Below are 21383 nucleotides of genomic sequence, written 5' to 3'. Positions count from 1 at the left end.
GCCCCGGTACCCTGGAGGGATGACCGAGAACCCCCGCACGCGCGAGACGCGCCCCGCGACAGCGCCCGCGTCGTCCCGCTCGGGGGCGATCCGCCAGACCCGCACGCCGCAGGTGCGCCCTGCGACCGAGGGCTGGACGCAGCAGAAGGATGCCGAAGGGCGCCCGCTGCTGCAGTTCGCGAGCCCCAAGCGTGGGAAGCCGCCCGTGCACCTCGCCGACCTCACGCCCGCGGAACGCACCGAGAAGGTGAAGGAGCTCGGGCTGCCCGGCTTCCGTGCGAAGCAGCTCGCGACCCACTACTTCCGGCACTACACGTCCGACCCCGAGCAGATGACCGACCTCCCGGCCGACACCAGGGAGCAGCTCGTCGCCGGGATGCTGCCTCCGCTGCTCACCGAGGTGCGGCGCCTCGAGACCGACCGCGGTGACACGATCAAGTTCCTGTGGCGTCTGCACGACGGCGCCCTGGTCGAGTCGGTGCTCATGCGCTACCCGGGTCGCATCACGCTGTGCGTGTCGAGCCAGGCCGGCTGCGGCATGAACTGCCCGTTCTGCGCGACCGGGCAGGCGGGACTGACCCGCAACATGTCGACCGCCGAGATCATCGAACAGATCGTGCGCGCCAACCGGCTGATCGCCGAGGGCGGGCTCGGCGGCAAGAAGTCCGACGACCACAGCATGGAACGCGTCTCGAACATCGTCTTCATGGGGATGGGCGAGCCGCTCGCGAACTACAAGCGCGTGATGGACGCCGTGCGCATCATGGTGGCGCCGCAGCCCGACGGCCTCGGCATGAGCGCTCGCGGCATCACGGTCTCGACGGTCGGCCTCGTGCCGGCGATCAAGAAGCTCGCCGACGAGAACATCCCCGTCACGTTCGCCCTCTCGCTGCACGCGCCCGACGACCACCTGCGCGACGAGCTCATCCCGGTGAACTCGCGGTGGAAGGTCGACGAGGCCCTCGACGCCGCGTACGACTACTACGCCAAGACCGGCCGTCGCGTGTCGATCGAGTACGCGCTGATCAAGGACATGAACGACCACGCCTGGCGTGCCGACCTGCTGGCGGACAAGCTCAACCAGCGCGGACGCGGCTGGGTGCACGTGAACCCGATCCCGCTGAACCCGACACCCGGCTCGATCTGGACGGCATCCGAGAAGGATGTCACGAACGAGTTCGTGCGCCGGCTCAACGACGCCGGCATCCCGACGACCCTCCGCGACACCCGCGGCAAGGAGATCGACGGGGCGTGCGGTCAGCTCGTCGCCACGACCGAGGACGAGGCCGCCTCCGCCGCGATGGCCTGAGGTGTCCGGTCGCGGCGTCCGTCCGCGGCGCCGAGGCGTTCGGCGCGGTCCAGCCACCGGGTGATGGTCGCCTCGTCGGCGCCCTTGACCCCGAGCATGCGGTGCGTGCGTACCGAGCGGATGCCGCAGAAGCGCATCGTGCCGCGGGCGACGTGGGTCTGGGCGGGGAGCCCGGTGAACGGCACGAGGTACCAGGGCGTGTCCGCCAGCACGAGCAGTCTGCCGTGGCGAGCGCGGAGCAGTCCCTGCGGGAGCCCGAGGTCGGAGTATCGGTACTCCTGCTGCGGCAGCAGGGCGCGGTCGAAGAAGCCCTTGAGCAGGGCAGGCACCGAGCCCCACCACAGGGGCGTCGCGATGACGATGGTGTCCGCCTCCTGGAGTGCGCGCTTCGCATCGACGAGGTCGGGTTCGAGCGTCATGCGCTGCCGGTAGCCGAACCTCAGGTTCGGGTCGAACGCGAGCTCGCGCAGGGCCAGCACGCGGGCGTCGCCGTGACCGTCGGCATACCGGCGCGCGACCGCGGCGGTGAGGGAGAGAGCGTCGGGGTGGCCGTCGATCACGAGAGCGGTCATGTCGGGTTCCTATCTGGACAGTGTCAAGCTGATGGACACTGTCAAGATAGGAGAGGATGTTGCTCATGTCAAGTTCGAAGGACGGCTACCACCACGGCGACCTGGCCCGTGCCCTGGAAGACGCCGCGATGCAGCTGCTGGAGCGGATGCCCGCGGCGGAGATCAGCCTGCGCGAAGTCGCTCGGGCCGCGAACGTCAGCCACAACGCCCCGTACCACCACTTCTCCGACCGGCTTGGGCTGCTCAAGGCCATCGCCGAACGCAGCATGGCGGATCTCCTCACGCAGGTCCGGGCCGCGGCGGAGGCGGCATCGACCCCCCGAGCCGCGCTCACGGACGGCGGCTCGGCGTACATCCGCTTCGCCGTGGAGCACCCGCACGCGTTCGACGCCGTCTACGACCCGACCGTGTGCATCCCCGGATCTCCGACACCCACCATGGCCCCCCTCATCGACGGCCTCGAAGCGGTCCTCGCCGCCGCAGCCGCCGCGGTCGGGCTCGATCGCCCCACCGATGTGGTCGCGCTGTGGGGCCTGATCCACGGACTCGGGACGCTCGCCGCCGCCGGTCACTTCTCCCTCGACGACGCGCTCTCCGCCTACGCTGCGGCCCTCGACCGGTTGCTCTGACCCCGTTCCCGTCGCGATATTCCATCCAAAACCGCCCCGAATCGCTGGAATATCGCGACCGGAGGGGGGAAACAAAGGACTCTTCCACGCGATGCACAGGCGAAGTTTCGTAGATTGTCGGAATGCCCTATTCCGCCCACCGACCGGGTCGCTTCGACTCGCAGGGTCGGATCATCGTCGAGAGCGACCCGAACGCCACGACCGATGACCTCGACTTCCTGCGCGAGTTCGAGCCCACCGGCGCCGATGACACCCGTGAGGTCCCTGTCTCCGCGCCGACTGAGCCGACCCCCGACGCCACGGCAGAGCCCGCGCCGGTGAAGCCTCCCCGTCAGCCGCGCATGAAGAAGCCCAAGGCGCCCCGGAAGCCGCGCACCCCCGGCTCGCGCGCCCGCACCCTCGCCATCCTCGGCGGGGCGGAGGGCGAGATCCTCGACCGGGTACCCGGCGAGACGCCCCGCTTCGTGCAGATGTTCTTCGTCCTCGCCGGCACCGCGCTGGTCTCGGCCATCTCCATGCTGTTCGCGCTCACCACCGGCGTGCAGGCCGCGATCTGGCTGGCCGTGCCCCTGGCGCTCGTGTGGGCGCTCATCATCTTCAACCTCGACCGCTTCCTCACGTCGACCATGACGTCGACCAAGAACGTCTGGCGGCTCATCGGCCTCGCCATCCCGCGAGTCATCATGGCGGCGATCATCGGATTCGTCGTCGCCGAGCCGCTCGTGCTGCAGATCTTCCACAACGACATCGCGCGCGAAGTCGCCTCGACCAACATCACGCAGTCGCAGTCCGACCAGGAGGCGCTCGAGAACGGGCCCGAGAAGATCGCGCTGGATGCGGCGACCGCACGCGTCGCCGAGCTCGAGAACCAGGCCGCCACGGGCATCGTCGCCGGCACCGAGTCGGCATCGGCGACCGAGGCCGCCGCCCAGGCAACGGTCGACGACCTCACGGCGAAGATGACCGCACAGCAGGGCGTCATCGACCAGGCCCGCGTGCTCTACCAGTGCGAGCTGACCGGAGAGGGCGCCGGCACCGTTCCCGGCTGCACCGGTGTCAACGGCGAGGGCGCGAGTTCGGATGCGGCGAAGGCACAGCTCGCCGAAGCGCAGCAGACCTACGACGCGCTCGCCGCGCAGCTGCGGACCGCCAACGAGGAGCTCGCCGCCGCAGGGACCGCCGCGAAGGAGAACACCTCGACCTCCGAGGCCACCAACCGCGAGCAGGCGCAGTCGCAGCTTCCCGCCGCACGCGACACCTACGACCAGGCCCTCGCCGCCTACAACGCCCGGGCCGATGCGGTGGCGCAGGGCAACGCGGGAGCGGTCGGTCTCCTCAGTCAGATCAGCGGATTGAACCGGCTCAGCGAGAAGGAGCCGACGATCCTGTGGGCGCACATCCTGATCGCCGCACTGTTCTTCATGATCGAGCTGCTCCCCGTGCTGGTGAAGGTGCTGACGAGCTACGGGGAACCGAGCCTGTACGAGAAGGCCGCCGCGATCCGCAAGCAGGTGGCGCTCGACCGGGTGACGGCCGAGGGCTTCCGCGACCGCGCCGACATCGTCACGACTCCGCCCGCTCCTCCCTCTTCCGCGGCGGCGACCTGAGCGCGGTCGTCGTCGGGAGCGGGGTGGGCTGCGAGCATCACGACGCATCCGGCCCCGTGGTCGGGAGCAGCCACTAGCGTTGATCCATGGTCAACTATCGCTATCTCGGCAACAGTGGTCTCAAGGTCTCGGAGATCACCTACGGCAACTGGGTCACGCACGCCTCGCAGGTCGAGGACGACGCCGCGGTCAAGACGGTGCACGCCGCCCTGGACGCCGGCATCACCACCTTCGACACCGCGGACACCTACGCGAACACGGCGGCCGAGGTCGTGCTCGGCAAGGCCTTGGAGGGTCAGCGCCGTGAGAGCCTCGAGATCTTCACGAAGGTGTACTTCCCGACCGGTCCCAAGGGGCCGAACGACACCGGCCTGAGCCGCAAGCACATCTTCGAGTCGATCAACGGCTCGCTGCAGCGTCTCGGCACCGACTACGTCGACCTGTACCAGGCGCATCGCTTCGACTACGAGACCCCGCTGGAGGAGACGTTCCAGGCCTTCGCCGACGTCGTCCGTCAGGGCAAGGCGCTCTACATCGGCGTCTCGGAGTGGACCGCAGAGCAGCTGCGCGAAGGGCACGCCCTGGCGAAGCAGCTCGGCATCCAGCTCATCTCGAACCAGCCGCAGTACTCGATGCTGTGGCGGGTCATCGAGGGCAAGGTCGTCCCGGCGTCTGAGGAGCTGGGGATCTCGCAGATCGTGTGGTCGCCGATGGCGCAGGGCGTGCTCAGCGGCAAGTACCTGCCGGGTCAGCCGGTGCCGGAGGGCTCGCGGGCGACCGACCCGCACAGCGGCTCCGACTTCATCAAGAGCTTCCTCAAGGACGACATCCTCACCGCGGTGCAGCGCCTCAAGCCGATCGCCGAGCAGGCGGGGCTGTCGATGCCGCAGCTCGCGATCGCGTGGGTCCTGCAGAACCCGAACGTCGCGGCGGCCCTCGTCGGCGCCTCTCGCCCGGAGCAGCTCGCCGACACGGTCAAGGCCTCCGGCGTGAAGCTCGACGCAGACACGCTGACCGCGATCGACGACGCCCTCGGCGACACGGTCAACCGCGACGCCGAGCACACCTACTCGGTCTCGCCGAAGTCCCGGCTCGTCTGACGCGATTCCCGTCGCGAAAAAGCATCCATCTACCCGGTAGATGGATGCTTTTTCGCGACCGGAGCCGGGGTTACTCCTTGACGGCCCCGGCCGTCAGGCCCTGGACGATCCAGCGGCTGGCGAGGGCGAACATCACCATCGTCGGGAGGATCGTCAGCACGGCCGCGGCGCTCATGGAGCCCCAGTCGATGTTGAACGTGGAGATGAAGCCGTTCAGCGCCGATGGCACTGTGCGGTTCGCGTCGGTGTTCATCAGCACGACCGACAGGAACAGCTCGTTCCAGCAGTTCACGAAGTTGAAGATGAACGCCGCGATGATGCCAGGGGTCATCACCGGCACGAGCACCCGGAACAGGGCGCCGAGGCGCGAGCAGCCGTCGATCATGGCCGCCTCCTCCAGCGCGTCGGGGACGTTCTCGAAGAAGCCCCGCAGCATGACCGTGGAGAACGGGATGCAGATCGCGATGTAGACGAGGATGAGTCCCGGCTTGGTGTCGACGAGACCGAGGTCGGTCATCATCGAGTACAGCGGTCCGAGGGCGATGAAGGCCGGGATCATCTGCGTCAGCAGGAACGCGATGAGCACCGCCCCCTTGCCGCGGAACTCGAACCGCGCCAGCACGTAGGCGCTGAGCAGGGCGATGAGGGTCGCCACCGCGCCCGCCGACACGGCCACGATCGCCGAGTTCGCCAGGAACGTCCCGAACGAGCTCTTCTCGAACAGGCTGGTGTAGTTGTCCAGCGAGGGCTCGCTCGGCCAGTACTCGATCGGGAAGCGGTTGATCGTGCCAGGCGACTTGAACGAGGTGAGCGCGATCCAGTACAGCGGGAACAGCGTGATGAGCAGCCACAGTCCCAGGCCGACGACACGCACCACGCCGCCCACCGTGACGCGCGGCTTCGGACGCGGGGCGGCCTTCGGGTCGGGCACCGTGATGCGACGGGTCTCCGTGACCGAGGAGCCGGTCCGGACGGATGAGGTGATGGTCATCGCTGCACCCTTCGCATCGCCATCAGGTAGAACGCGCAGAACACCATGAGGAACGCCACGACGATGAGCCCGATGGCGCTCGCGATGCCGTAGTTGCCCTGCTGCGTGTAGTTGATCATCCACGTCGTGATGATGTGGGTCTGGTTGGCCGGGCCGCCGTTCGTCATCGCGTAGATGATGTCGGGGAAGTTGAAGATCCAGATCACGCGCAGCAGGATCGTCAGCAGCAGCGTCATCGAGATGTACGGGATGATGATCGAGAACAGCTGCCGCACCTTGCCGGCGCCGTCCAGGCTCGCCGCCTCCAGCATCTCGTCCGGCACCGACTGCAGCGCCGCGAGGATCATGATCGCGAAGAAGGTCACGCCGTACCAGATGTTCGCGACGATCACGGCGAACATCGCGAGCTTCGGGTCGGCCAGCCACGGCAGCGGGGCGTCGATCAGCCCCGCCTTCATGAGCAGGTCGTTCACCACGCCGAACTCGGCGTTGAACATCCAGCGGAACAGCATGCCGATGAGGAAGCCGGAGACCGCCCAGGGGAAGAACACCAGCGCCTGGTAGAGCCCGCGGAAGCGGAACCGCTTGCGCAGGGCGAGCGCGATGAGGAATCCGATCACGAGCTGCGGCACGAGCGAGCCGACGACCCAGAGCACGGAGTTCCACGCCACGGTCGGGAAGGCGGGGTCGCGGAACACCGCGAGGAAGTTGTCGAAGCCGACGAACGGCGTCGACGTGAGGTCCCACAGGTTCCAGTCGTGGAACGCCATGCGGGCGCCCTGCAGCATCGGCCAGTAGGTGAACCAGCAGACGAAGACGATCGCCGGCGCGAGGAACGCCAGCAGCGTGAGTGCCGTGCGACCACGGAAGGGCCGACGACGCGATGCCGGGGAGGCCCCGCCGACTGCGTGATGAGACGCGGTGCCGACGGAGCCCCCTTCACGGATGGTGCGGGCCACGGATCAACCCTTCTCCGCGGCGTACTTCTCGGTCCAGAACGCATCCCAGGAGGCGAGCAGGTCGCTCGTCGACATGTTGCCCAGGAGCACGTTCTGCACATCCTGATCGGACTTCTGGATCCACTCGGTCCACCAGCTGACGCCACGGGGCTGGCGCACGTTGACGTACGTCTCCGGGTCCTCGGTCATGGTGACGTAGCTCGTCCAGGGGCCGGTCGAGTAGAACTCGTCGTCGGCCGCGGCCGCGATGATCGGGACGAGGCTGTTCGCCTGCGCGAACTCGGTGGCGGGCTCGGCCGAAGAGAGGAACTCCACGAGCTTCACCGCTGCCTCCTTGTGCTCGCTGTTCTCCGCGACACCCCAGCCGGCGACGGCGAGGGGCTGTGCGGCCTTGCCGGAGGGTCCGACGAGCAGCGGGGCGGTGTCCCACTGGTCCTCGGTCAGCGAGGAGTCCTGCACCGTCGCGATGACCTCCGGGTCCTGCAGGAGGAACGCGGTGGTGCCGTTCGTGAAACCGGCGACCATCTCGGGGTAGCCCCACGACACGGCGGACGGCGGCGAGGCCTCCTTGAAGAGGTCGAAGTAGTCGTCGACGGCCTCCTGGGCCTCGGGCGCGGCGAAGATCGTCGAGCCGTCCTCCATGAGGAACGCGTCCTCCGTGTCGAGGCCGTCGATCGTGTAGGCCTCGATCGCCGCGACGACGTTGCTGTTCGCGTTCTGGCCGCCGCGGAACGCATAGCCGTAGATGTTGTTCGACGGGTCCTGGATGGCGGACGCCTGCTCCAGCAGGTCCTTCCAGCTGTGCGGCGGACCGTCGAAGCCGGCGTCCTTCACGAGGTCGGTGCGGTAGAAGAGCGACAGGCCGTAGAAGCCGTAGGGGACGAAGTAGCTCTTGCCGTCCTCCGCGACCGAGGCCGACTGCGCGTTCTCGGTCAGGGCGTCCCAGCCGTCCCACTTCTTCAGATCGGCGCCGAGGTCGTACAGCCAGCCGTTGTTCGCGAACGGCCCGACGGTGATGTCGCGCACCTCGAGCACGTCGACGCCCTTGCCGGACTGCAGCATCTGCTGGATCTTCTGGTCGGCCTGCTCGGTGGGCGGGGACACCAGGTTGACCGTGATGTCGGGGTTGTCCTTCTCGAAGTCGTCGAGGAGCCCGCGCAGCAGCTCGGTGCGGGCGGGGTTGGTCAGGCTCTCGACCATCTGCAGCTGGACGGAGCCGTCGTCGGAGGGACCGGAGCCTGCGGAGCAGCCGGTGAGGGCGAGGACGGCGACGGTGCCGACTCCCGCCGCTGTCGTCAAGATCTTGTTCTTCACGATGTGCCTCTCGGGTTGGGGGTGTGGATCGGGTGGATGGACGGGGTCAGGGAAGGATGAGGGAGTCCGCGCGGGGGATTCCGGCGCGGCTCAGGATCTGGGGGACGCAGCGTTCCACGAATGCCTCGAAGTCGGAGGCCTCCGTGTAGAGGTGCGCCGAGAGGCGGAAGTAGCCGACGCCACGGAAGCTCGTGAACGCGGTCTCGACTCCCACCTCGTCGAGCAGATCCATGCGCAGGGCATCGGCCTCCTCGCGGGTCGCGCCGAGCCCGAGGGGGAGACGCACGAGCCGCATCGACGGCACGGGCGAGGGGAGCGGGGTGAGCGGGTCCTCGTCGCCGTACGGACGCAGGGCCTCGGCGATGAGTTCGGCGCCGGCATCCGCGATCTCCGCCATGGCCGTGCGCGCGGCCGCCCAGCCGAATTCGCTCTCGATGAAGTCGATCGCGGTCGGGGTGGCCAGGTAGGTCGTGGCGTCGATCGTGCCCTGCGTGTCGAAGCGCTCCGGGTACGGCTCCCGCGCGGCCCACGAGTCGATCAGCGGCCAGAGCTCGTCCCGGTCGGGAGCCGTGGTCACGAGGAGGGCGGAGCCGCGCGGTGCGCAGGGCCACTTGTGCAGGTTGCCGAACCACCAGTCGCCGCCGGCCACCGCCGCCGCATCCGGGATGAGGCCAGGGGCGTGGGCCCCGTCGACGAGGGTGCGCACGCCGTGTTCGGCGGCGAGGTCGGCGATGCGGCGGGTGGGAAGCAGTCGCGCCGTCGGCGAGGTGATCTGGTCGACGACGATGAGGCGCGTGCGCGGCGTGAGCGCATCGGCGAAGAGCTGCACGACCTCGTCGTCGGAGGCGAGCAGGGGCAGGGCGACGGTGCGGACGGTTGCGCCGAAGCGGCGCGCGAGGCGTTCGGCGCCCATCGTGATGGCGCCGTAGCCCTGATCCGTGACCAGGATCTCGTCGCCGCCGTCGAGGTGCAGCGCGTTGTAGACCACGGTCGCCGCGGCGGATGCGTTCGGGACGAACACGCTGTCCTCGGCCAGGGCGCCCACGAACGGCGCGGTGCGCTCCCTGGCTTGCTGCACGCGCTCGGCGATGCGGGGGAACCACTCGACGGGGCTCAGGTCGGCGCGACGTCGCAGCGTGTCCTGGTGTGCGACGACGACCGACGGCACGGCTCCGAACGACCCGTGGTTGAGGTGGATGATGTCGGGGTCGAGGGGCCAGGCATCGCGCGCTCGCAGGCCGGAGTGCAGCGTGAGCGGTGCGGGGAACAGCGGTGCGGACATCGGACCTCATCGATGAGTCGGGCGAGTTGTTGCACAACTTTGCCACACACCCCCGGTTTTTGCCACGAATCTGGAAAGATGAAACATAGTCGTCATACGAGTTTGCCGTGGCGATCGGTTCCGACAGACTGCACGAGGGGTGGGGGAGTGTCAGAGAGGATGACGATGAGCGCACTCGACACGGCGCTGCACGGCTTGCGGGCCCTGATCGCCGACGGTGCGCTGCGCCCCGGAGATCGCCTGCCCAGCGAAGGGGAGCTGTGCGAGCGGCTGGGCGTCTCGCGCGGATCGCTGCGCGAAGCCATCCGCACGCTCGCCGCGCTCGGCGTGCTGGAGACGCGGCACGGCTCGGGAAGCTACGTGAGCGAACTGCGGGCCGCCGATCTGATCGGCAGCCTGTCGCTCACGGTCGGGCTGCTCCCGATGGCCGGCGTGCTGGAGCTGACCGAGCTCCGCCGGGTGCTCGAACCCCACGCCGCCGCGCTCGCCGCAGCCCGCATCGACGAGGGCACCGTCGAGACTCTCGACCGGGTGCTCGACGAGATCGAGGGCACCACCGACTTCGAGGCGCAGTCGCGCCTGGACCATGAGTTCCACATGGCCATCTCCGAGGTGGCGGGCAACGAGGCTCTGACGAGCCTGATCGACGTGTTGCGCTCCCGCTCCCGTGCGTACCGGATCTCCGACCCGGAGGATGCAGCCGAGCTCAAGGTCCACTCGGACGCCGGGCACCGTGCGATCCTCCGAGGACTCGCCGCGGCGGACCCCGTCGCCGCTTCGGCCGCGGCCTCGGCGCACGTCGCGTACACGGAGTACTGGGTGCGGAAGTACTCCGGTCTCGAGGACTGACGCGATCCAGAGCCGCCGATCAGCCGAGCGTGATGTCCACCTGGATCTCGGCCGCGATCCGCTCGAGGTCGGCGCGCAGGGCGTCGAGGTCGACATCCGCCGGAACCTTCGCGGTGACCGACGCCTCGAACAGGCGGCCGCCCGCCATCGCCGCGTCGCGCGTCTCGGTCGCGAGCTCCTCGATGCTGAGCGCGTGCGCGTTCAGCACGCCCGAGACCTCGCGCACGATGCCGGGGCGGTCGTTCCCGAGCACCTGGATCTCCAGCAGCCGATCGTCGTCGGCGGCGGCTTCCGGGGCGCCCGTGAGCACCGAGAGCGTGAGCAGCCCCTGCCCCTGGAGCGCTCGCAGCGCGGTCTCGAGTTCTCCGGCCCGCTCCGTCGGCACCGACACCTCGATGACGCCCGCGAACGTGCCGGCGAGCTCGGCCAGGGAGCTGTTCTCCCAGTTTCCGCCGTGTGCGTCCACGACATCGGCGACGGCGGCCACGAGGCCGGGACGGTCTGCACCCGCGACGGTGAGGATGAGTGTGGTCATGCGGCCAGCGTAGCCCGATCCTCCGGCGGTCACTCCTCGGGTCGCCGAGCGTGCATCCCCTGGGTCGCTGGGAAACTTCCATTCCCTGGGTCGCTGGGAAATTCCACCCCCTGGGTCGCTGAGCTTGTCGAAGCGGCGTGCCGGGCCCTTCGACGAGCTCAGGGACCCAGGTCCTGGGGCCCTTCGACAAGCTCAGGGTCCCAGGTGGGGCCCTTCGACAAGCTCAGGGACCCAGGTCGGGGCGTCAGTCGGTCCAGACGCCGGAGTCGAGGAAGTGCTCCAGTCGGGCACGGTGCGGGGCGAGGTCCCAGCCCTGCGCCGCGACCCATTCGTCGGAGTAGTAGGTGTTGGCGTAGCGGACGCCGCTGTCGCAGATCAGGGTCACGACGCTGCCGGTCTCGCCCGCGGCCCGCATCCGCGCGATGAGCTGGAATGCGCCGTAGAGGTTCGTGCCGGTGGAACCGCCCGCCCAGTGCAGGGTGCGCTCGCGCAGCAGCCGGATCGCGGCGATCGACCCCGCATCGGGGACCTGGATCATCTCGTCGATCACGGTGGGCACGAACGAGGGCTCGACCCGAGGGCGGCCGATCCCCTCGATGCGGCTCGGGCGTCCGACCGGCGGATCCACCGCGCCGGCCCATCCGTCGTAGAAGGCCGATCCCTCCGGGTCGACGACCGCGACCTTCGTGTCGTGCCGTCGGTACTTCACGTAGCGGCCGAACGTGGCGCTGGTGCCTCCGGTGCCCGCACCGGTGACGATCCAGGTGGGGATGGGATGCCGCTCCTGCGCGAGCTGGCTGAAAACGCTCTCGGCGATGTTGTTGTTGCCGCGCCAGTCGGTCGCGCGCTCCGCGAACGTGAACTGGTCGAGGTAGTGGCCGGTGCAGTCCGACGCGAGTCGCTGCGCCTCGGACGACATGTCCTCCGGGCGGTCGACGAAGTGGCAGGTGCCGCCGTAGAACTCGATGAGGTCGATCTTCTCCTGCACGGTCGACCGCGGGACGACGGTGATGAACTTCAATCCCAGCATTCGGGCGAAGTACGCCTCGGAGACGGCGGTCGACCCGCTCGACGACTCCACCAGCGTGGTGTCCTGCCGGATGCGTCCGTTCACGAGTCCGTAGAGGAGCAGGGAGCGGGCGAGGCGGTGCTTGAGCGAACCGGTCGGGTGCACCGACTCGTCCTTGAGGTACAGGTCGATGCCCCACTCGGGCGGCAGCGGGAACAGGTGCAGGTGCGTGTCGGCGCTGCGGTTGGCGTCGGCCTCCAGCAGGGCGATCGCGGTGCTGGTCCAGTCGCTCATGCCCTCGAGCGTACCGGGCCGGCCTCAGCCGACGGTGCCGGCGGGAGAGGCGCCTCCCGCGCCGTCCACGTGCAGGAGCGAGGCCTGCGACTGCTCCTGCTGCAGCTGGAACTCGAAGCGCGAACGGTCACCCCGGTGATACGCGATGAAGTACTCGATGGGCGTTCCGTCGGCGCTGCGGCTGATGCTGCGCAGGCGCAGCAGGGCCGAACCGGCGCTGACACCCAGGTGCTGCGCCTGCTCGTGCGTGGCGACCGTCGCCTCCGCTGAACGGACGCCGTGCGTCGCGACGATGTCGTGGTCGGCGAGCAGACGGTAGAGCGACCCCTCGGCCAGGTCGGCGCCGAGCGTGACGGCGCCCACCGCCTCCGGCATCCACGTGGTCGACAGCGACCAGGGCTCGCCGTCCACATGCCGGAGCCGCTCCAGTGCGATCACGGTCGAGCCGACGGGCACCTCCAGCGCCAGGGCGATCTCCTCGTCCGCGACGGTCTGCTCGTGGCGGAGAACGTCGCTGTGCACGTGGCCGCCGCGCCGCTCCACATCGTCGTAGAGCCCGACGAGGGTGTGGACCAGGCTCTCGCTCGTGCGCGGGCGGGAGACGAAGGTGCCCTTGCCCTTCACGCGCTCGACGAGCCCCTCGTGCTCGAGCTGGGCGAGCGCCTGCCGCACGACCGTGCGGGAGATGCCGTAGCGCTCGCAGAGCCGGTGCTCGCCGGGGAGCGGATCGCCCGGCTGCAGGCCGTCGCGGGCGATGCCGTCGATGATGAGCTGCCGGAGCTGGTCGTACATGGGGGCCGCGCTGTGGCGGTCGATCGCGTCCTCGACGGTCGTCATCAGTACGCCACCCCCGCGTGCAGGATCACGTTCGCGTACGGGGTGAACTCCCCGGAGCGTACGAAGGCGCGCGCGGCGTGCGTGCGCTGCTTGAACTCCCGGTGCGGGACGAGCTCGATCTCGAACCCCATCCCGGCGAAGCGCTCCCGCAGGGCGTCGAGCACCTCCGGGCTCTTCTCGGCGACCTCGGCCGACACGGTCGCGCCCTCCACGACCAGCTCGGCGAGCACGGTGTCGAGCACGTCGAGGAAGGCGGGGGCGCCCGGCCGATAGGCGAGGTCGATGCGCTCGGCCCCCGGCGGGATGGGGAGGCCGGCATCCGTGACGACGATCAGGTCGGTGTGGCCGGTCTCGCTGATCACCCGGGACAGTGCCGGGTTGATCGTGGTGGGCGTCTTGCGCATCGGTGCTCCTGTTCTCGCCGGGTCAGCTGGCCGCTGCGGTCATCGCGGCGCGCTCGTGCAGGAAGGCCTCGACTTCGGCGCGATGCGGGAGACTCGGCGACGCCCCCTGCTTCGTGACGGCCAGGGCGCCCGCTGCCGTGGCCAGCCGCACGGCATCCGACAGGCTGCTGCCGTTCGCCAGCGCCGCACCGAGGTAGCCGGCGTAGGCGTCGCCCGCCGCGGTGGTGTCGACGGCCTCGACGGGGAAGGGCGGGATGATCGTGGCGCCGTCGGCGGTGACGACGCAGGAGCCCTGTCCGGCGAGCGTGATGACGGCGGCGCCGACGCCCTGATCGAGGAACCAGCGTCCTGCACGCTCCGCCGAGAGGGCATCGGTCACCTCGATGCCGCTGATCAACGACGCCTCGGTCTCGTTGGGGGTGACGATGTCGATGCTCCGCCAGAGCGCGGCGTCGAGCTCCGCCGCCGGGGCGGGGTCGAGGATCACGGTCATGCCGTGCTCGCGTGCTCGCGCGGTGATGTGCGCGGTGAGGGCGGACGGGGTCTCCAGCTGCGTGAGCAGCACCGAGGTCGTCGGAGCGAGGGCGGCGAGAGCCTCGTCGATCTGCTCGGCGCTCAACGCGGCATTCGCGAGCGGCACCATCACGATGTCGTTCTGCGCGGACGCATCGACGCGGATGTGCGCGATGCCGGTGGGCCCGGGGACCGTGCGCAGATGCGCGAGGTCGACGCCGGCCTCGGTCAGGCCGTCCACCACGAGGTCGTGGAACAGGTCATCGCCCACGCAGCCGACGAAGCTGGTGCGTGCGCCGGAGCGCCCGGCGGCGACCGCCTGGTTCGCGCCCTTGCCGCCGAGCATCAGCGTGAACTCGTCGCCCAGGATGGTCTCGCCGCGGGCGGGGAGTCTTCCCGAGAAGGTGGTCACGTCGGCGGTCACGCTGCCGACGATCACGACACCGGAGCGGTCGGCGGGGTGTGCGGGGGTCATCTCGCTCCTGATCTTCCTCGACAGCATGCGGGTCGGCGGCTTTGACAACGCGCGGCTGCTGTCATTACATTAGCCGCATCCGCACCTGTAACGACAGGTTGCCTGCGAGGAGACCCCGATGACCGCGATCGCGCCCCGCCTCTATGTCGACAGCGCCGACGTCGACCGCGTCTCCCGGCTCCTGACCGCCGGCGTCGTGCACGGCGTCACCACCAATCCGACCATTCTGGAACGCGGTGGTCGCTCCGCCTCCGAGATCCCCGACCTGTACGCGCGGTGGGTCTCGGAAGGCGCACGCGAGGTGTTCTTCCAGACCTGGGGCGGTGACACCGCGTCCTTCCTCCGCAACGCCGAGGGCATCCGCGCGCTCGGGGATCGCGTCGCCGTGAAGGTGCCGGCGACGGCTGCGGGGTTCGCTGCGGCCTCCGCCCTCGTGCGCGACGGGGCGACCGTGCTCGTCACCGCGGTGTACTCGGTCGCGCAGGCACTCGCATGCGCCTCGATCGGCGCCCAGTACATCGCCCCGTACCTCGGGCGGATGCGGGACGCCGGCCTGGACGGCGACGCGGTGATCGCCCGCATGCAGGAGGTGTGCGCGGGCAGCGGCTCGAACGTGCTCGCCGCCTCGCTGCGGTCGGCGGACGACATCACGGGTCTGCGGCTCGCCGGAGTCCCGTACTTCACCGCGGCTCCCGACGTGATCGAGCAGGCGCTGTTCCACGAGGTCAGCGACAGCTCCGCAGCGGAGTTCGACGCGGCGATGGTGCGGCTGGGCGCCTAGCCCTCAGGCGGTCGCCGCCTGGCGGAGCCACCGCTCCACGCCGGCGATGTGCGCCGTGGCGAGCGATGTCGCCAGAGCCGAGTCGTGCTGCGCGATGGCATCAGCGATCGCGCGATGCTCCGACAGGGTGCGATCGACCGCACCGCCCTCGGTGAGACCCCGCCACACGCGCGCCCGCACCGTCTGGCTGCTCAGGTGCTCGATCAGGCTCGCGAGGTAGGCGTTCCCCGCCATCGCGACGATCTCCCGATGGAAGCGGATGTCGTGCTCCACGAGCTCCTCGATGCTCACCGAGGCGTCGATCCCGCTCACCTCGTCCTGCAGTGCCGTGATCTCCTCGTCGCTGCCCAGCGTCGCGGCCAGCCCGGTCGCCTGGGACTCGAGCATGCGGCGCACGGCGAAGATCTCGAGCATGGAGTCGTCGTCGTGCATGTCGACCACGAACGAGATCGCCTCGAGCAGAAGATGCGGTTCGAGGCTCGTGACATAGGTGCCGTCACCGCGACGCACGTCGAGGACCCGGATGACCTCCAGCGCCTTGACGGCCTCGCGCATGGAGTTGCGGGACAGCCCGAGCCGCTCCGACAGCTCCTTCTCCGGAGGGAGGCGGTCGCCGGGCGCGAGCTCGCCCGACACGATCATCGCCTTGATCTTCTCGATCGCCTCGTCAGTCACAGCCATGGCGCTCATCCTAGCCAGTGATCGGATGTCTGCGGCAGGATGGAGGCCATGCGCGTTCTCGACTCTCACCTGCACGTCTGGGACCCGGAGCTCCTGACCTACACGTGGTTGGACGGGCCGTACGACCGCCGCTTCGCCGAGGCGGAGCTCGAACGCGATCCGCTGGTCGCAGAGCGAGTCGAGTGCGTGTTCGTGCAGGCCGAGACGATCTCGGACGACTTCCTGGGGGAGGTGCGCTGGGTCGAGTCCCTGGCCGAGCGACGGGGTGTGGTGGGCATCGTCGCGGGCGCGCAGCTGGACCGCGGTATCGACACCGCCACGCACCTGGAGGAGCTCGGCACGCATCCGCTCGTCGTCGGGGTCCGGCACAACCTGCAGGGGGACCAGGACGGCTTGGCGATGTCGAGCGCCTTCGTGACCGGCGCCCGCGAGGTCGCGACGCGCGGATGGAGCTTCGACGTGTGCGTGCGGGCGGACCAGCTTCCCGACATCGCGCGTCTCGCCGGGGCGATCCCGGAACTGCGCATGGTGCTCGATCACCTCGGCAAGCCGGAGGTCGGCACGGCGGACGCCCCGCTCGCCCCGACCGTGGAGTGGGTGCGCGACATCGAGGAGCTCGCGAAGCACCCGGAGGTCTTCTGCAAGCTGTCCGGCCTGCCGGCGGAAGCGGGCGGCCGGTGGAGCCGGGAGCAGCTCACCCCGTTCCTGGATGCGGTTGCGGACGCCTTCGGCGTGGAGCGTCTGCTGTGGGGGAGCGATTGGCCCGTGTCTGCGATCGGGCCGGCCGAGGACGACGACCCGCACGCGCCGGACGACGGGTCCGCGACGTACCAGGCCACGGCGCGGCAGCGGTGGCTGGACGCGGTCGTCGCCTGGGCGGACGAGCGGGGCCACGACGTCGACGCTCTCCTGTGGGGCAACGCCCGCCGCGCCTACCGGCTCGACGACCAGCGACCCGCGGACACGGTTCGTCGCGGCTTCCTCGGGCGGCTGTTCGGGAAGTGAGTTCGCCCTTCGACAGGCTCAGGGACCCAGGGGCTCGGGGTGGGTCGCTGAGCCTGTCGAAGCGTCAGGGACCCAGAGACCGGGTATGGGTCCCTGAGCCTGTCGAAGCGTCAGGGACCCAGGGGGTGGGTCGCTGAGCCTGTCGAAGCGTCAGGGACCCAGCGGGTGGGTCGCTGAGCCTGTCGAAGCGTCAAGGACCCAGGGGGTGGGTCGCTGAGCCTGTCGAAGCGGCGGTCACTCGGGGCGGAGGCGCAGCTGCGCCATGCCCCCGTCGACCTCGATGAAGGTGCCCGTGGTCGAACCCGCGGACGGACTGACCAGGTAGGCCACGGCTGCAGCGACCTCGTCCGGGCTCACGAGGCGTCCGTGCGGCTGGCGGGCCTCGAGCGCGGCGCGTTCGGCGGCGGGGTCGGCGGCCGAGTCGAGCAGTCGTCCGACCCAGGGCGTGTCGGCGGTGCCGGGGTTGACCGCGTTCACGCGGATGCCCTCGCGCAGGTGATCGGCCGCCATCGCGCGGGTGAGCGCGGCCACGGCGCCCTTCGACGCGGAGTACAGCGCCCGCTGCGGCAGTCCGGTCGTCGAGGCGATGGATGCCGTGTTGCACACCGCCGCGGAGGGCGACTTCCGCAGCCACGGCAGCGCCGCCGAGGTCACGCGCGCGATGCCCGTGACGTTGATCGAGAGGACCCGCGCCCACTCGTCGTCGTCGTTCGCGGCGATGTCGCCCTGTGCCCCGATGCCGGCGTTGTTGACGACGATGTCGATGCGGCCGAAGCGCTCGGCCACGGCGGCGACGGCGGCGTCCACGCTCGCGCGGTCGGAGACGTCGGCCGTGAACGCGGCGAAGCGCTCGTCGGCGTTGCTCGTGTCGCGATCGAGCACGGCCACGGTCACGCCGTCGTCGTGCAGGCGGTGCGCGATCGCCGCACCGATACCGGAGGCGCCGCCGGTGACGATGGCCACGAGGCCGTCCGTGTCGGATCCCTGAGCCTGTCGAAGGGTCACTTGTCTGCCTTCCATGCGGTGAACTCCTGGCGCTGGCGGCCGAGGCCGTCGATCTCGATCTCGACCACGTCGCCCGCGGCCAGGTAGGGGTACTTGCCGGACAGGGCCACGCCCTGCGGGGTGCCGGTGAGGATCAGGTCTCCGGGCTCGAGGGTCACGTACTGCGACAGGTGGTGCACGATGTACTCGACCGTGAAGATCATGTCGCTCGTGTTCGAGTCCTGCCGCGGCTCGCCGTTCACGAAGCTGCGCAGGCCGAGCGCCTGGTGGTCCACCTCGTCCGGGGTGACGAGCCAGGGGCCGGTGGGGTTGAACCCGAAGGCGATCTTGCCCTTGGACCACTGCCCCCCGGACACGGCCATCTGGAAGTCGCGCTCGGAGACGTCGTTCGCCGCGACGAACCCGGCCACGTGCGCCATCGACTCCTCCGGGGAGTCCAGGTAGGCCGCGCGCTTGCCGATCACGACGCCAAGCTCGACCTCCCAGTCCGTCTTCTCGCTGCCGCGCGGGATCGTCACGGTGTCGTCCGGGCCGACGACCGTGTTCGGCGTCTTGAGGAACAGGATCGGGATGGTGGGCGGTTCGGAACCGGATTCGGCCGCGTGGGCGGCGTAGTTCATGCCGATGCAGATCACCGCGCTCGGGCGGGCGATGGGGGCGCCGACGCGCATCGTCGCCGCGTCCGGCAGCTCGGGGAGCTCCCCGGCGTCGCGGGCGGCGGCGACCTGGGCGACGAAGTCGCTCTCCAGGAATTCGCCGTTCACATCGGATGTCACCGGGCGGAGGTCGAGGTAGCGGTCACCCTCCACGAGGACGGGGATCTCCGCCCCGGGGGTGCCGAGCCGCGCGAACTTCATGTTTCTCCTGATCGGTCGGGAGGCCGCGACGCCGCGGCCGGTCTCGTTGACAGTATAGACATCGGATGTTTACACTCCAAGAGATCCGCACGGAGGAGATCACCCGTGCATGGAGAGGAACCCGTGAGCCGTATCGTCGCCCTCGACACCACCGACATCCGCTTCCCCACGTCCCTGAGCCTGGACGGGTCGGATGCGATGAACCCCGACCCCGACTACTCCGCGGCGTACGTCATCGTGCGCACGGACGCCCCTGACGACATCGAGGGGCACGCGTTCGTGTTCACGATCGGCCGCGGCAACGACGTGCAGGTTGCCGCGATCGACGCGCTCGCCGGGCATCTGGTCGGACGCGAGATCGAGCCGCTGCTCGACGACATGGGCGGCACGTTCCGCGACATCATCGGCGACTCGCAGCTGCGCTGGCTGGGTCCGGAGAAGGGCGTGATGCACATGGCCATCGGCGCCGTCATCAACGCGCTGTGGGACATCAAGGCCAAGCGCGCGGGCCTGCCGCTCTGGCAGCTCCTCGCCCGGATGACGCCGGAGGAGCTGGTCGACCTGGTCGACTTCCGTTACCTCACCAATGCCCTCACCCGCGAGGACGCCCTCGAGATCCTGCGCGCCGCAGAGCCCGGTCGGGCTGAGCGGGAGCAGCAGCTCCTCGCCACCGGCTACCCGGGTTACACGACCAGCCCCGGGTGGCTCGGCTACTCCGACGAGAAGCTCGAACGCCTCGCCCGCGAGGCCATGGCCGACGGCTTCACGCAGATCAAGCTCAAGGTGGGCGCGGACCTGGAGGACGACATCCGCCGCTTCCGCAAGGCGCGTGAGGTGTGCGGCCCCGACTTCCCGATCGCGATCGACGCCAACCAGCGCTGGGAGGTGTCGGAGGCGATCGAGTGGGTGAACGCGCTCGCCGAGTTCCACCCCGCGTGGATCGAGGAGCCCACGAGCCCCGACGACGTCCTCGGTCACGCCGAGATCGCCCGCGGCATCGCGCCCATCCGTGTCGCGACCGGCGAGCACGCCCAGAATCGTGTCATCTTCAAGCAGCTGCTGCAGGCGGAGGCCATCTCCGTCATGCAGATCGACGCCGTGCGCGTGGCCGGAGTGAACGAGAACATCGCCAACCTGCTGCTCGCCGCCAAGTTCGGGGTGCCGGTCTGCCCGCACGCGGGCGGCGTCGGCCTGTGCGAGGCCGTGCAGCACCTGTCGATGTTCGACTTCGTCGCCGTCACCGGCACGCGCGAGGGCCGGATGATCGAGTTCGTCGACCACCTGCACGAGCACTTCGTCGTGCCGACCGACATCCGAGGAGGCTCTTACATGGCGCCGACCGCCCCCGGCGCCGGCATGGAGATGAAGGCCGAGAGCATCGCGGAGTACACCTGGACGGGTGCGCATGTCACCGTCTGATCGTCTGCAGGTCCCCACGCTCGGCTACGGTGCCGCGAACGTCGGCAACCTCTTCCGCGAACTGACCGACGACGACGCCTGGGCCGTCCTGGACGCGGCCTGGGAGAGCGGAATCCGCTTCTACGACACGGCTCCGCACTACGGCCTCGGGCTCTCCGAGCGCCGACTCGGAGCCTTCCTGCAGACCAAGCCGCGCGACGAGTACGTGCTCTCGACCAAGGTCGGCCGCCTGCTGCGCCCGAACCCCGATCACGACGGCGGCCTCGACACCGCGAACGACTTCCACGTGCCGGACGACCTCAGGCGCGTCTGGGACTTCTCGGCGGAAGGCATCCGCACGAGCCTGGAGGAGTCGCGCGAGCGGCTGGGCATCGAGCGCGTCGACCTGCTCTATCTGCACGACCCGGAGCGGCACGACCTCGACCTCGCGCTCGCCGAAGCCCTTCCCGCCCTGGAGCAGCTGCGCGCGGACGGCGAGGTGACCGCGATCGGCATCGGCTCGATGGTGTCGGAAGCCCTGGCGGCGTCCGTGCGCTCGGCGGACCTCGACCTGATCATGGTGGCCGGTCGCTACACGCTGCTGGAGCAGCCGGCCGCCGTCGACGTGCTTCCCGCCTGCCGCGAGACCGGGACCGGGATCGTCGCGGCGTCGGTGTTCAACTCCGGCCTGCTGGCCTCGAGCGAACCCCGCCGCGATGGCCGCTACGAGTACGGGCAGCTCCCGGACGAGTTGTGGGATCGGCTCGTGCGCATCGCCGCGGTGTGCGCCGATCACGACGTGCCCCTGCCGGCCGCCGCGATCCGGTTCCCGCTGCAGTCCGACGTGGTGCGCTCGGTCGTGGTGGGTGGCAGTCGTCCGGCGCAGCTTCGGCAGAACGCCGAGTACGCTGCCCTGGAGATCCCCTCGGCGCTGTGGGAGAACCTCGCCGCCGAAGGCCTGATCCCCGCGTCCTGAC

Annotated in this window: 22 protein-coding genes; 9 read left to right on the top strand and 13 right to left on the bottom strand. The window is 69.7% G+C overall.

The annotated features are described in order from the left end of the window. Positions 1-19: 19 nt before the first annotated feature. Entirely contained in the window at positions 20-1309 is a 1290-nt protein-coding gene (gene rlmN, locus CSX12_RS16765; RefSeq protein ID WP_192576670.1) for a 23S rRNA (adenine(2503)-C(2))-methyltransferase RlmN, read from the top strand. Here the strand turns inward: rlmN and CSX12_RS16760 are convergent. After that, complete coding sequence (locus CSX12_RS16760; RefSeq protein ID WP_124896541.1) at positions 1258-1881, bottom strand: NAD(P)H-dependent oxidoreductase; 624 nt, start codon at positions 1879-1881, stop codon at positions 1258-1260. The genes rlmN and CSX12_RS16760 overlap by 52 nt on opposite strands. A 65-nt stretch (positions 1882-1946) precedes the next feature. On the opposite strand from CSX12_RS16760, the gene CSX12_RS16755 reads away from it, so the two are divergent. The 3 genes from CSX12_RS16755 (at position 1947) to CSX12_RS16745 (ending at position 5217) form a co-directional block, all read left to right on the top strand. Further along, on the top strand, positions 1947-2510 hold the full coding sequence (locus tag CSX12_RS16755) for a TetR/AcrR family transcriptional regulator (protein WP_017203384.1): 564 nt from the start codon (positions 1947-1949) through the stop codon (positions 2508-2510). Positions 2511-2632: 122 nt separating this feature from the next. After that, positions 2633-4117: a DUF4407 domain-containing protein gene (locus CSX12_RS16750; protein ID WP_124896540.1), complete on the top strand. Its 1485-nt coding sequence runs from the start codon at positions 2633-2635 to the stop codon at positions 4115-4117. 86 nt (positions 4118-4203) lie between these two features. Continuing rightward, complete coding sequence (locus tag CSX12_RS16745; protein ID WP_124896539.1) at positions 4204-5217, top strand: aldo/keto reductase family protein; 1014 nt, start codon at positions 4204-4206, stop codon at positions 5215-5217. A gap of 70 nt (positions 5218-5287) precedes the next feature. On the opposite strand, the gene CSX12_RS16740 is transcribed toward CSX12_RS16745, so the two are convergent. Genes CSX12_RS16740 through CSX12_RS16725 form a run of 4 tightly spaced genes read right to left on the bottom strand, consistent with a single transcriptional unit; the run spans position 5288 to position 9763 of the window. Further along, the gene (locus CSX12_RS16740; RefSeq protein ID WP_206427105.1) at positions 5288-6208 is read right to left on the bottom strand and encodes a carbohydrate ABC transporter permease; all 921 of its coding nucleotides are present in this window, start codon (positions 6206-6208) and stop codon (positions 5288-5290) included. Beyond that, a complete protein-coding gene (locus tag CSX12_RS16735; RefSeq protein WP_124896538.1) occupies positions 6205-7167 on the bottom strand; it encodes a sugar ABC transporter permease in 963 nt (320 codons plus the stop codon). Before CSX12_RS16735 ends, CSX12_RS16740 begins: the two co-directional genes overlap by 4 nt. A 3-nt stretch (positions 7168-7170) precedes the next feature. Further along, entirely contained in the window at positions 7171-8481 is a 1311-nt protein-coding gene (locus CSX12_RS16730; protein WP_124896537.1) for a sugar ABC transporter substrate-binding protein, read from the bottom strand. Between the two features lie 46 nt (positions 8482-8527). Beyond that, a complete protein-coding gene (locus tag CSX12_RS16725) occupies positions 8528-9763 on the bottom strand; it encodes an aminotransferase class V-fold PLP-dependent enzyme (protein WP_124896536.1) in 1236 nt (411 codons plus the stop codon). A gap of 165 nt (positions 9764-9928) precedes the next feature. Between CSX12_RS16725 and CSX12_RS16720 the strand changes: the two genes are divergently transcribed. After that, complete coding sequence (locus CSX12_RS16720; protein WP_017203377.1) at positions 9929-10612, top strand: FCD domain-containing protein; 684 nt, start codon at positions 9929-9931, stop codon at positions 10610-10612. A 19-nt stretch (positions 10613-10631) separates the two neighbouring features. Here CSX12_RS16720 and CSX12_RS16715 read toward each other — a convergent pair whose 3' ends face one another. From CSX12_RS16715 to CSX12_RS16695, 5 genes are all read right to left on the bottom strand, one after another. Beyond that, positions 10632-11147, bottom strand: a complete 516-nt coding sequence (locus CSX12_RS16715) for an ACT domain-containing protein (RefSeq protein ID WP_017203376.1) — start codon at positions 11145-11147, stop codon at positions 10632-10634. 244 nt (positions 11148-11391) lie between these two features. Next, positions 11392-12450 (bottom strand): PLP-dependent cysteine synthase family protein, encoded by a 1059-nt coding sequence (locus CSX12_RS16710; RefSeq protein WP_124896535.1) that lies wholly within the window; start codon positions 12448-12450, stop codon positions 11392-11394. A gap of 24 nt (positions 12451-12474) precedes the next feature. Further along, the gene (locus CSX12_RS16705; RefSeq protein WP_124896534.1) at positions 12475-13287 is read right to left on the bottom strand and encodes a GntR family transcriptional regulator; all 813 of its coding nucleotides are present in this window, start codon (positions 13285-13287) and stop codon (positions 12475-12477) included. Beyond that, positions 13287-13691 carry a D-ribose pyranase gene (rbsD, locus tag CSX12_RS16700; protein ID WP_124896533.1) on the bottom strand — a complete coding sequence of 135 codons (405 nt, stop codon included), beginning with the start codon at positions 13689-13691 and terminating at the stop codon, positions 13287-13289. Before rbsD ends, CSX12_RS16705 begins: the two co-directional genes overlap by 1 nt. Before the next feature lie 22 nt (positions 13692-13713). Then, positions 13714-14679: a ribokinase gene (locus CSX12_RS16695; protein ID WP_124896532.1), complete on the bottom strand. Its 966-nt coding sequence runs from the start codon at positions 14677-14679 to the stop codon at positions 13714-13716. Positions 14680-14797: 118 nt separating this feature from the next. Between CSX12_RS16695 and CSX12_RS16690 the strand changes: the two genes are divergently transcribed. Further along, positions 14798-15460, top strand: a complete 663-nt coding sequence (locus tag CSX12_RS16690) for a transaldolase family protein (protein ID WP_124896531.1) — start codon at positions 14798-14800, stop codon at positions 15458-15460. Between the two features lie 3 nt (positions 15461-15463). On the opposite strand, the gene CSX12_RS16685 is transcribed toward CSX12_RS16690, so the two are convergent. After that, positions 15464-16141 (bottom strand): FadR/GntR family transcriptional regulator, encoded by a 678-nt coding sequence (locus tag CSX12_RS16685; RefSeq protein ID WP_017203370.1) that lies wholly within the window; start codon positions 16139-16141, stop codon positions 15464-15466. A 48-nt stretch (positions 16142-16189) separates the two neighbouring features. Between CSX12_RS16685 and CSX12_RS16680 the strand changes: the two genes are divergently transcribed. After that, positions 16190-17146, top strand: a complete 957-nt coding sequence (locus CSX12_RS16680; RefSeq protein ID WP_124896530.1) for an amidohydrolase family protein — start codon at positions 16190-16192, stop codon at positions 17144-17146. A 234-nt stretch (positions 17147-17380) separates the two neighbouring features. On the opposite strand, the gene CSX12_RS16675 is transcribed toward CSX12_RS16680, so the two are convergent. Together CSX12_RS16675 and CSX12_RS16670 are read right to left on the bottom strand one after the other, a co-directional pair. Beyond that, a complete protein-coding gene (locus CSX12_RS16675; protein WP_017203368.1) occupies positions 17381-18151 on the bottom strand; it encodes an SDR family oxidoreductase in 771 nt (256 codons plus the stop codon). After that, positions 18148-19008 carry a fumarylacetoacetate hydrolase family protein gene (locus tag CSX12_RS16670; RefSeq protein ID WP_124896529.1) on the bottom strand — a complete coding sequence of 287 codons (861 nt, stop codon included), beginning with the start codon at positions 19006-19008 and terminating at the stop codon, positions 18148-18150. The genes CSX12_RS16675 and CSX12_RS16670 overlap by 4 nt, the downstream gene beginning before the upstream one ends. A 123-nt stretch (positions 19009-19131) precedes the next feature. Here CSX12_RS16670 and CSX12_RS16665 point away from each other — a divergent pair, with 123 nt between their 5' ends. Next, on the top strand, positions 19132-20427 hold the full coding sequence (locus tag CSX12_RS16665) for an L-fuconate dehydratase (protein WP_124896528.1): 1296 nt from the start codon (positions 19132-19134) through the stop codon (positions 20425-20427). Continuing rightward, the gene (locus CSX12_RS16660; protein WP_124896527.1) at positions 20414-21382 is read left to right on the top strand and encodes an aldo/keto reductase; all 969 of its coding nucleotides are present in this window, start codon (positions 20414-20416) and stop codon (positions 21380-21382) included. Before CSX12_RS16665 ends, CSX12_RS16660 begins: the two co-directional genes overlap by 14 nt. Position 21383: the final 1 nt, after the last annotated feature.

Source organism: Microbacterium sp. Y-01, assembly GCF_003856715.1.
Lineage (GTDB): Bacteria > Actinomycetota > Actinomycetes > Actinomycetales > Microbacteriaceae > Microbacterium > Microbacterium algeriense.
The sequence above is the reverse complement of the archived record's forward strand: the minus strand, read 5'-3'. Positions and strand labels throughout refer to the sequence as shown.

Coding starts and splice junctions, on each gene's coding strand:
- rlmN (WP_192576670.1), top strand. CDS start 20: ATGACCGAGAACCCCCGCACGCGCGAGACGCGCCCCGCGACAGCGCCC.
- CSX12_RS16760 (WP_124896541.1), bottom strand. CDS start 1,881: ATGACCGCTCTCGTGATCGACGGCCACCCCGACGCTCTCTCCCTCACC.
- CSX12_RS16755 (WP_017203384.1), top strand. CDS start 1,947: ATGTCAAGTTCGAAGGACGGCTACCACCACGGCGACCTGGCCCGTGCC.
- CSX12_RS16750 (WP_124896540.1), top strand. CDS start 2,633: ATGCCCTATTCCGCCCACCGACCGGGTCGCTTCGACTCGCAGGGTCGG.
- CSX12_RS16745 (WP_124896539.1), top strand. CDS start 4,204: ATGGTCAACTATCGCTATCTCGGCAACAGTGGTCTCAAGGTCTCGGAG.
- CSX12_RS16740 (WP_206427105.1), bottom strand. CDS start 6,208: ATGACCATCACCTCATCCGTCCGGACCGGCTCCTCGGTCACGGAGACC.
- CSX12_RS16725 (WP_124896536.1), bottom strand. CDS start 9,763: ATGTCCGCACCGCTGTTCCCCGCACCGCTCACGCTGCACTCCGGCCTG.
- CSX12_RS16720 (WP_017203377.1), top strand. CDS start 9,929: ATGAGCGCACTCGACACGGCGCTGCACGGCTTGCGGGCCCTGATCGCC.
- CSX12_RS16715 (WP_017203376.1), bottom strand. CDS start 11,147: ATGACCACACTCATCCTCACCGTCGCGGGTGCAGACCGTCCCGGCCTC.
- CSX12_RS16710 (WP_124896535.1), bottom strand. CDS start 12,450: ATGAGCGACTGGACCAGCACCGCGATCGCCCTGCTGGAGGCCGACGCC.
- CSX12_RS16705 (WP_124896534.1), bottom strand. CDS start 13,287: ATGACGACCGTCGAGGACGCGATCGACCGCCACAGCGCGGCCCCCATG.
- rbsD (WP_124896533.1), bottom strand. CDS start 13,691: ATGCGCAAGACGCCCACCACGATCAACCCGGCACTGTCCCGGGTGATC.
- CSX12_RS16695 (WP_124896532.1), bottom strand. CDS start 14,679: ATGACCCCCGCACACCCCGCCGACCGCTCCGGTGTCGTGATCGTCGGC.
- CSX12_RS16690 (WP_124896531.1), top strand. CDS start 14,798: ATGACCGCGATCGCGCCCCGCCTCTATGTCGACAGCGCCGACGTCGAC.
- CSX12_RS16685 (WP_017203370.1), bottom strand. CDS start 16,141: ATGGCTGTGACTGACGAGGCGATCGAGAAGATCAAGGCGATGATCGTG.
- CSX12_RS16680 (WP_124896530.1), top strand. CDS start 16,190: ATGCGCGTTCTCGACTCTCACCTGCACGTCTGGGACCCGGAGCTCCTG.
- CSX12_RS16670 (WP_124896529.1), bottom strand. CDS start 19,008: ATGAAGTTCGCGCGGCTCGGCACCCCCGGGGCGGAGATCCCCGTCCTC.
- CSX12_RS16660 (WP_124896527.1), top strand. CDS start 20,414: ATGTCACCGTCTGATCGTCTGCAGGTCCCCACGCTCGGCTACGGTGCC.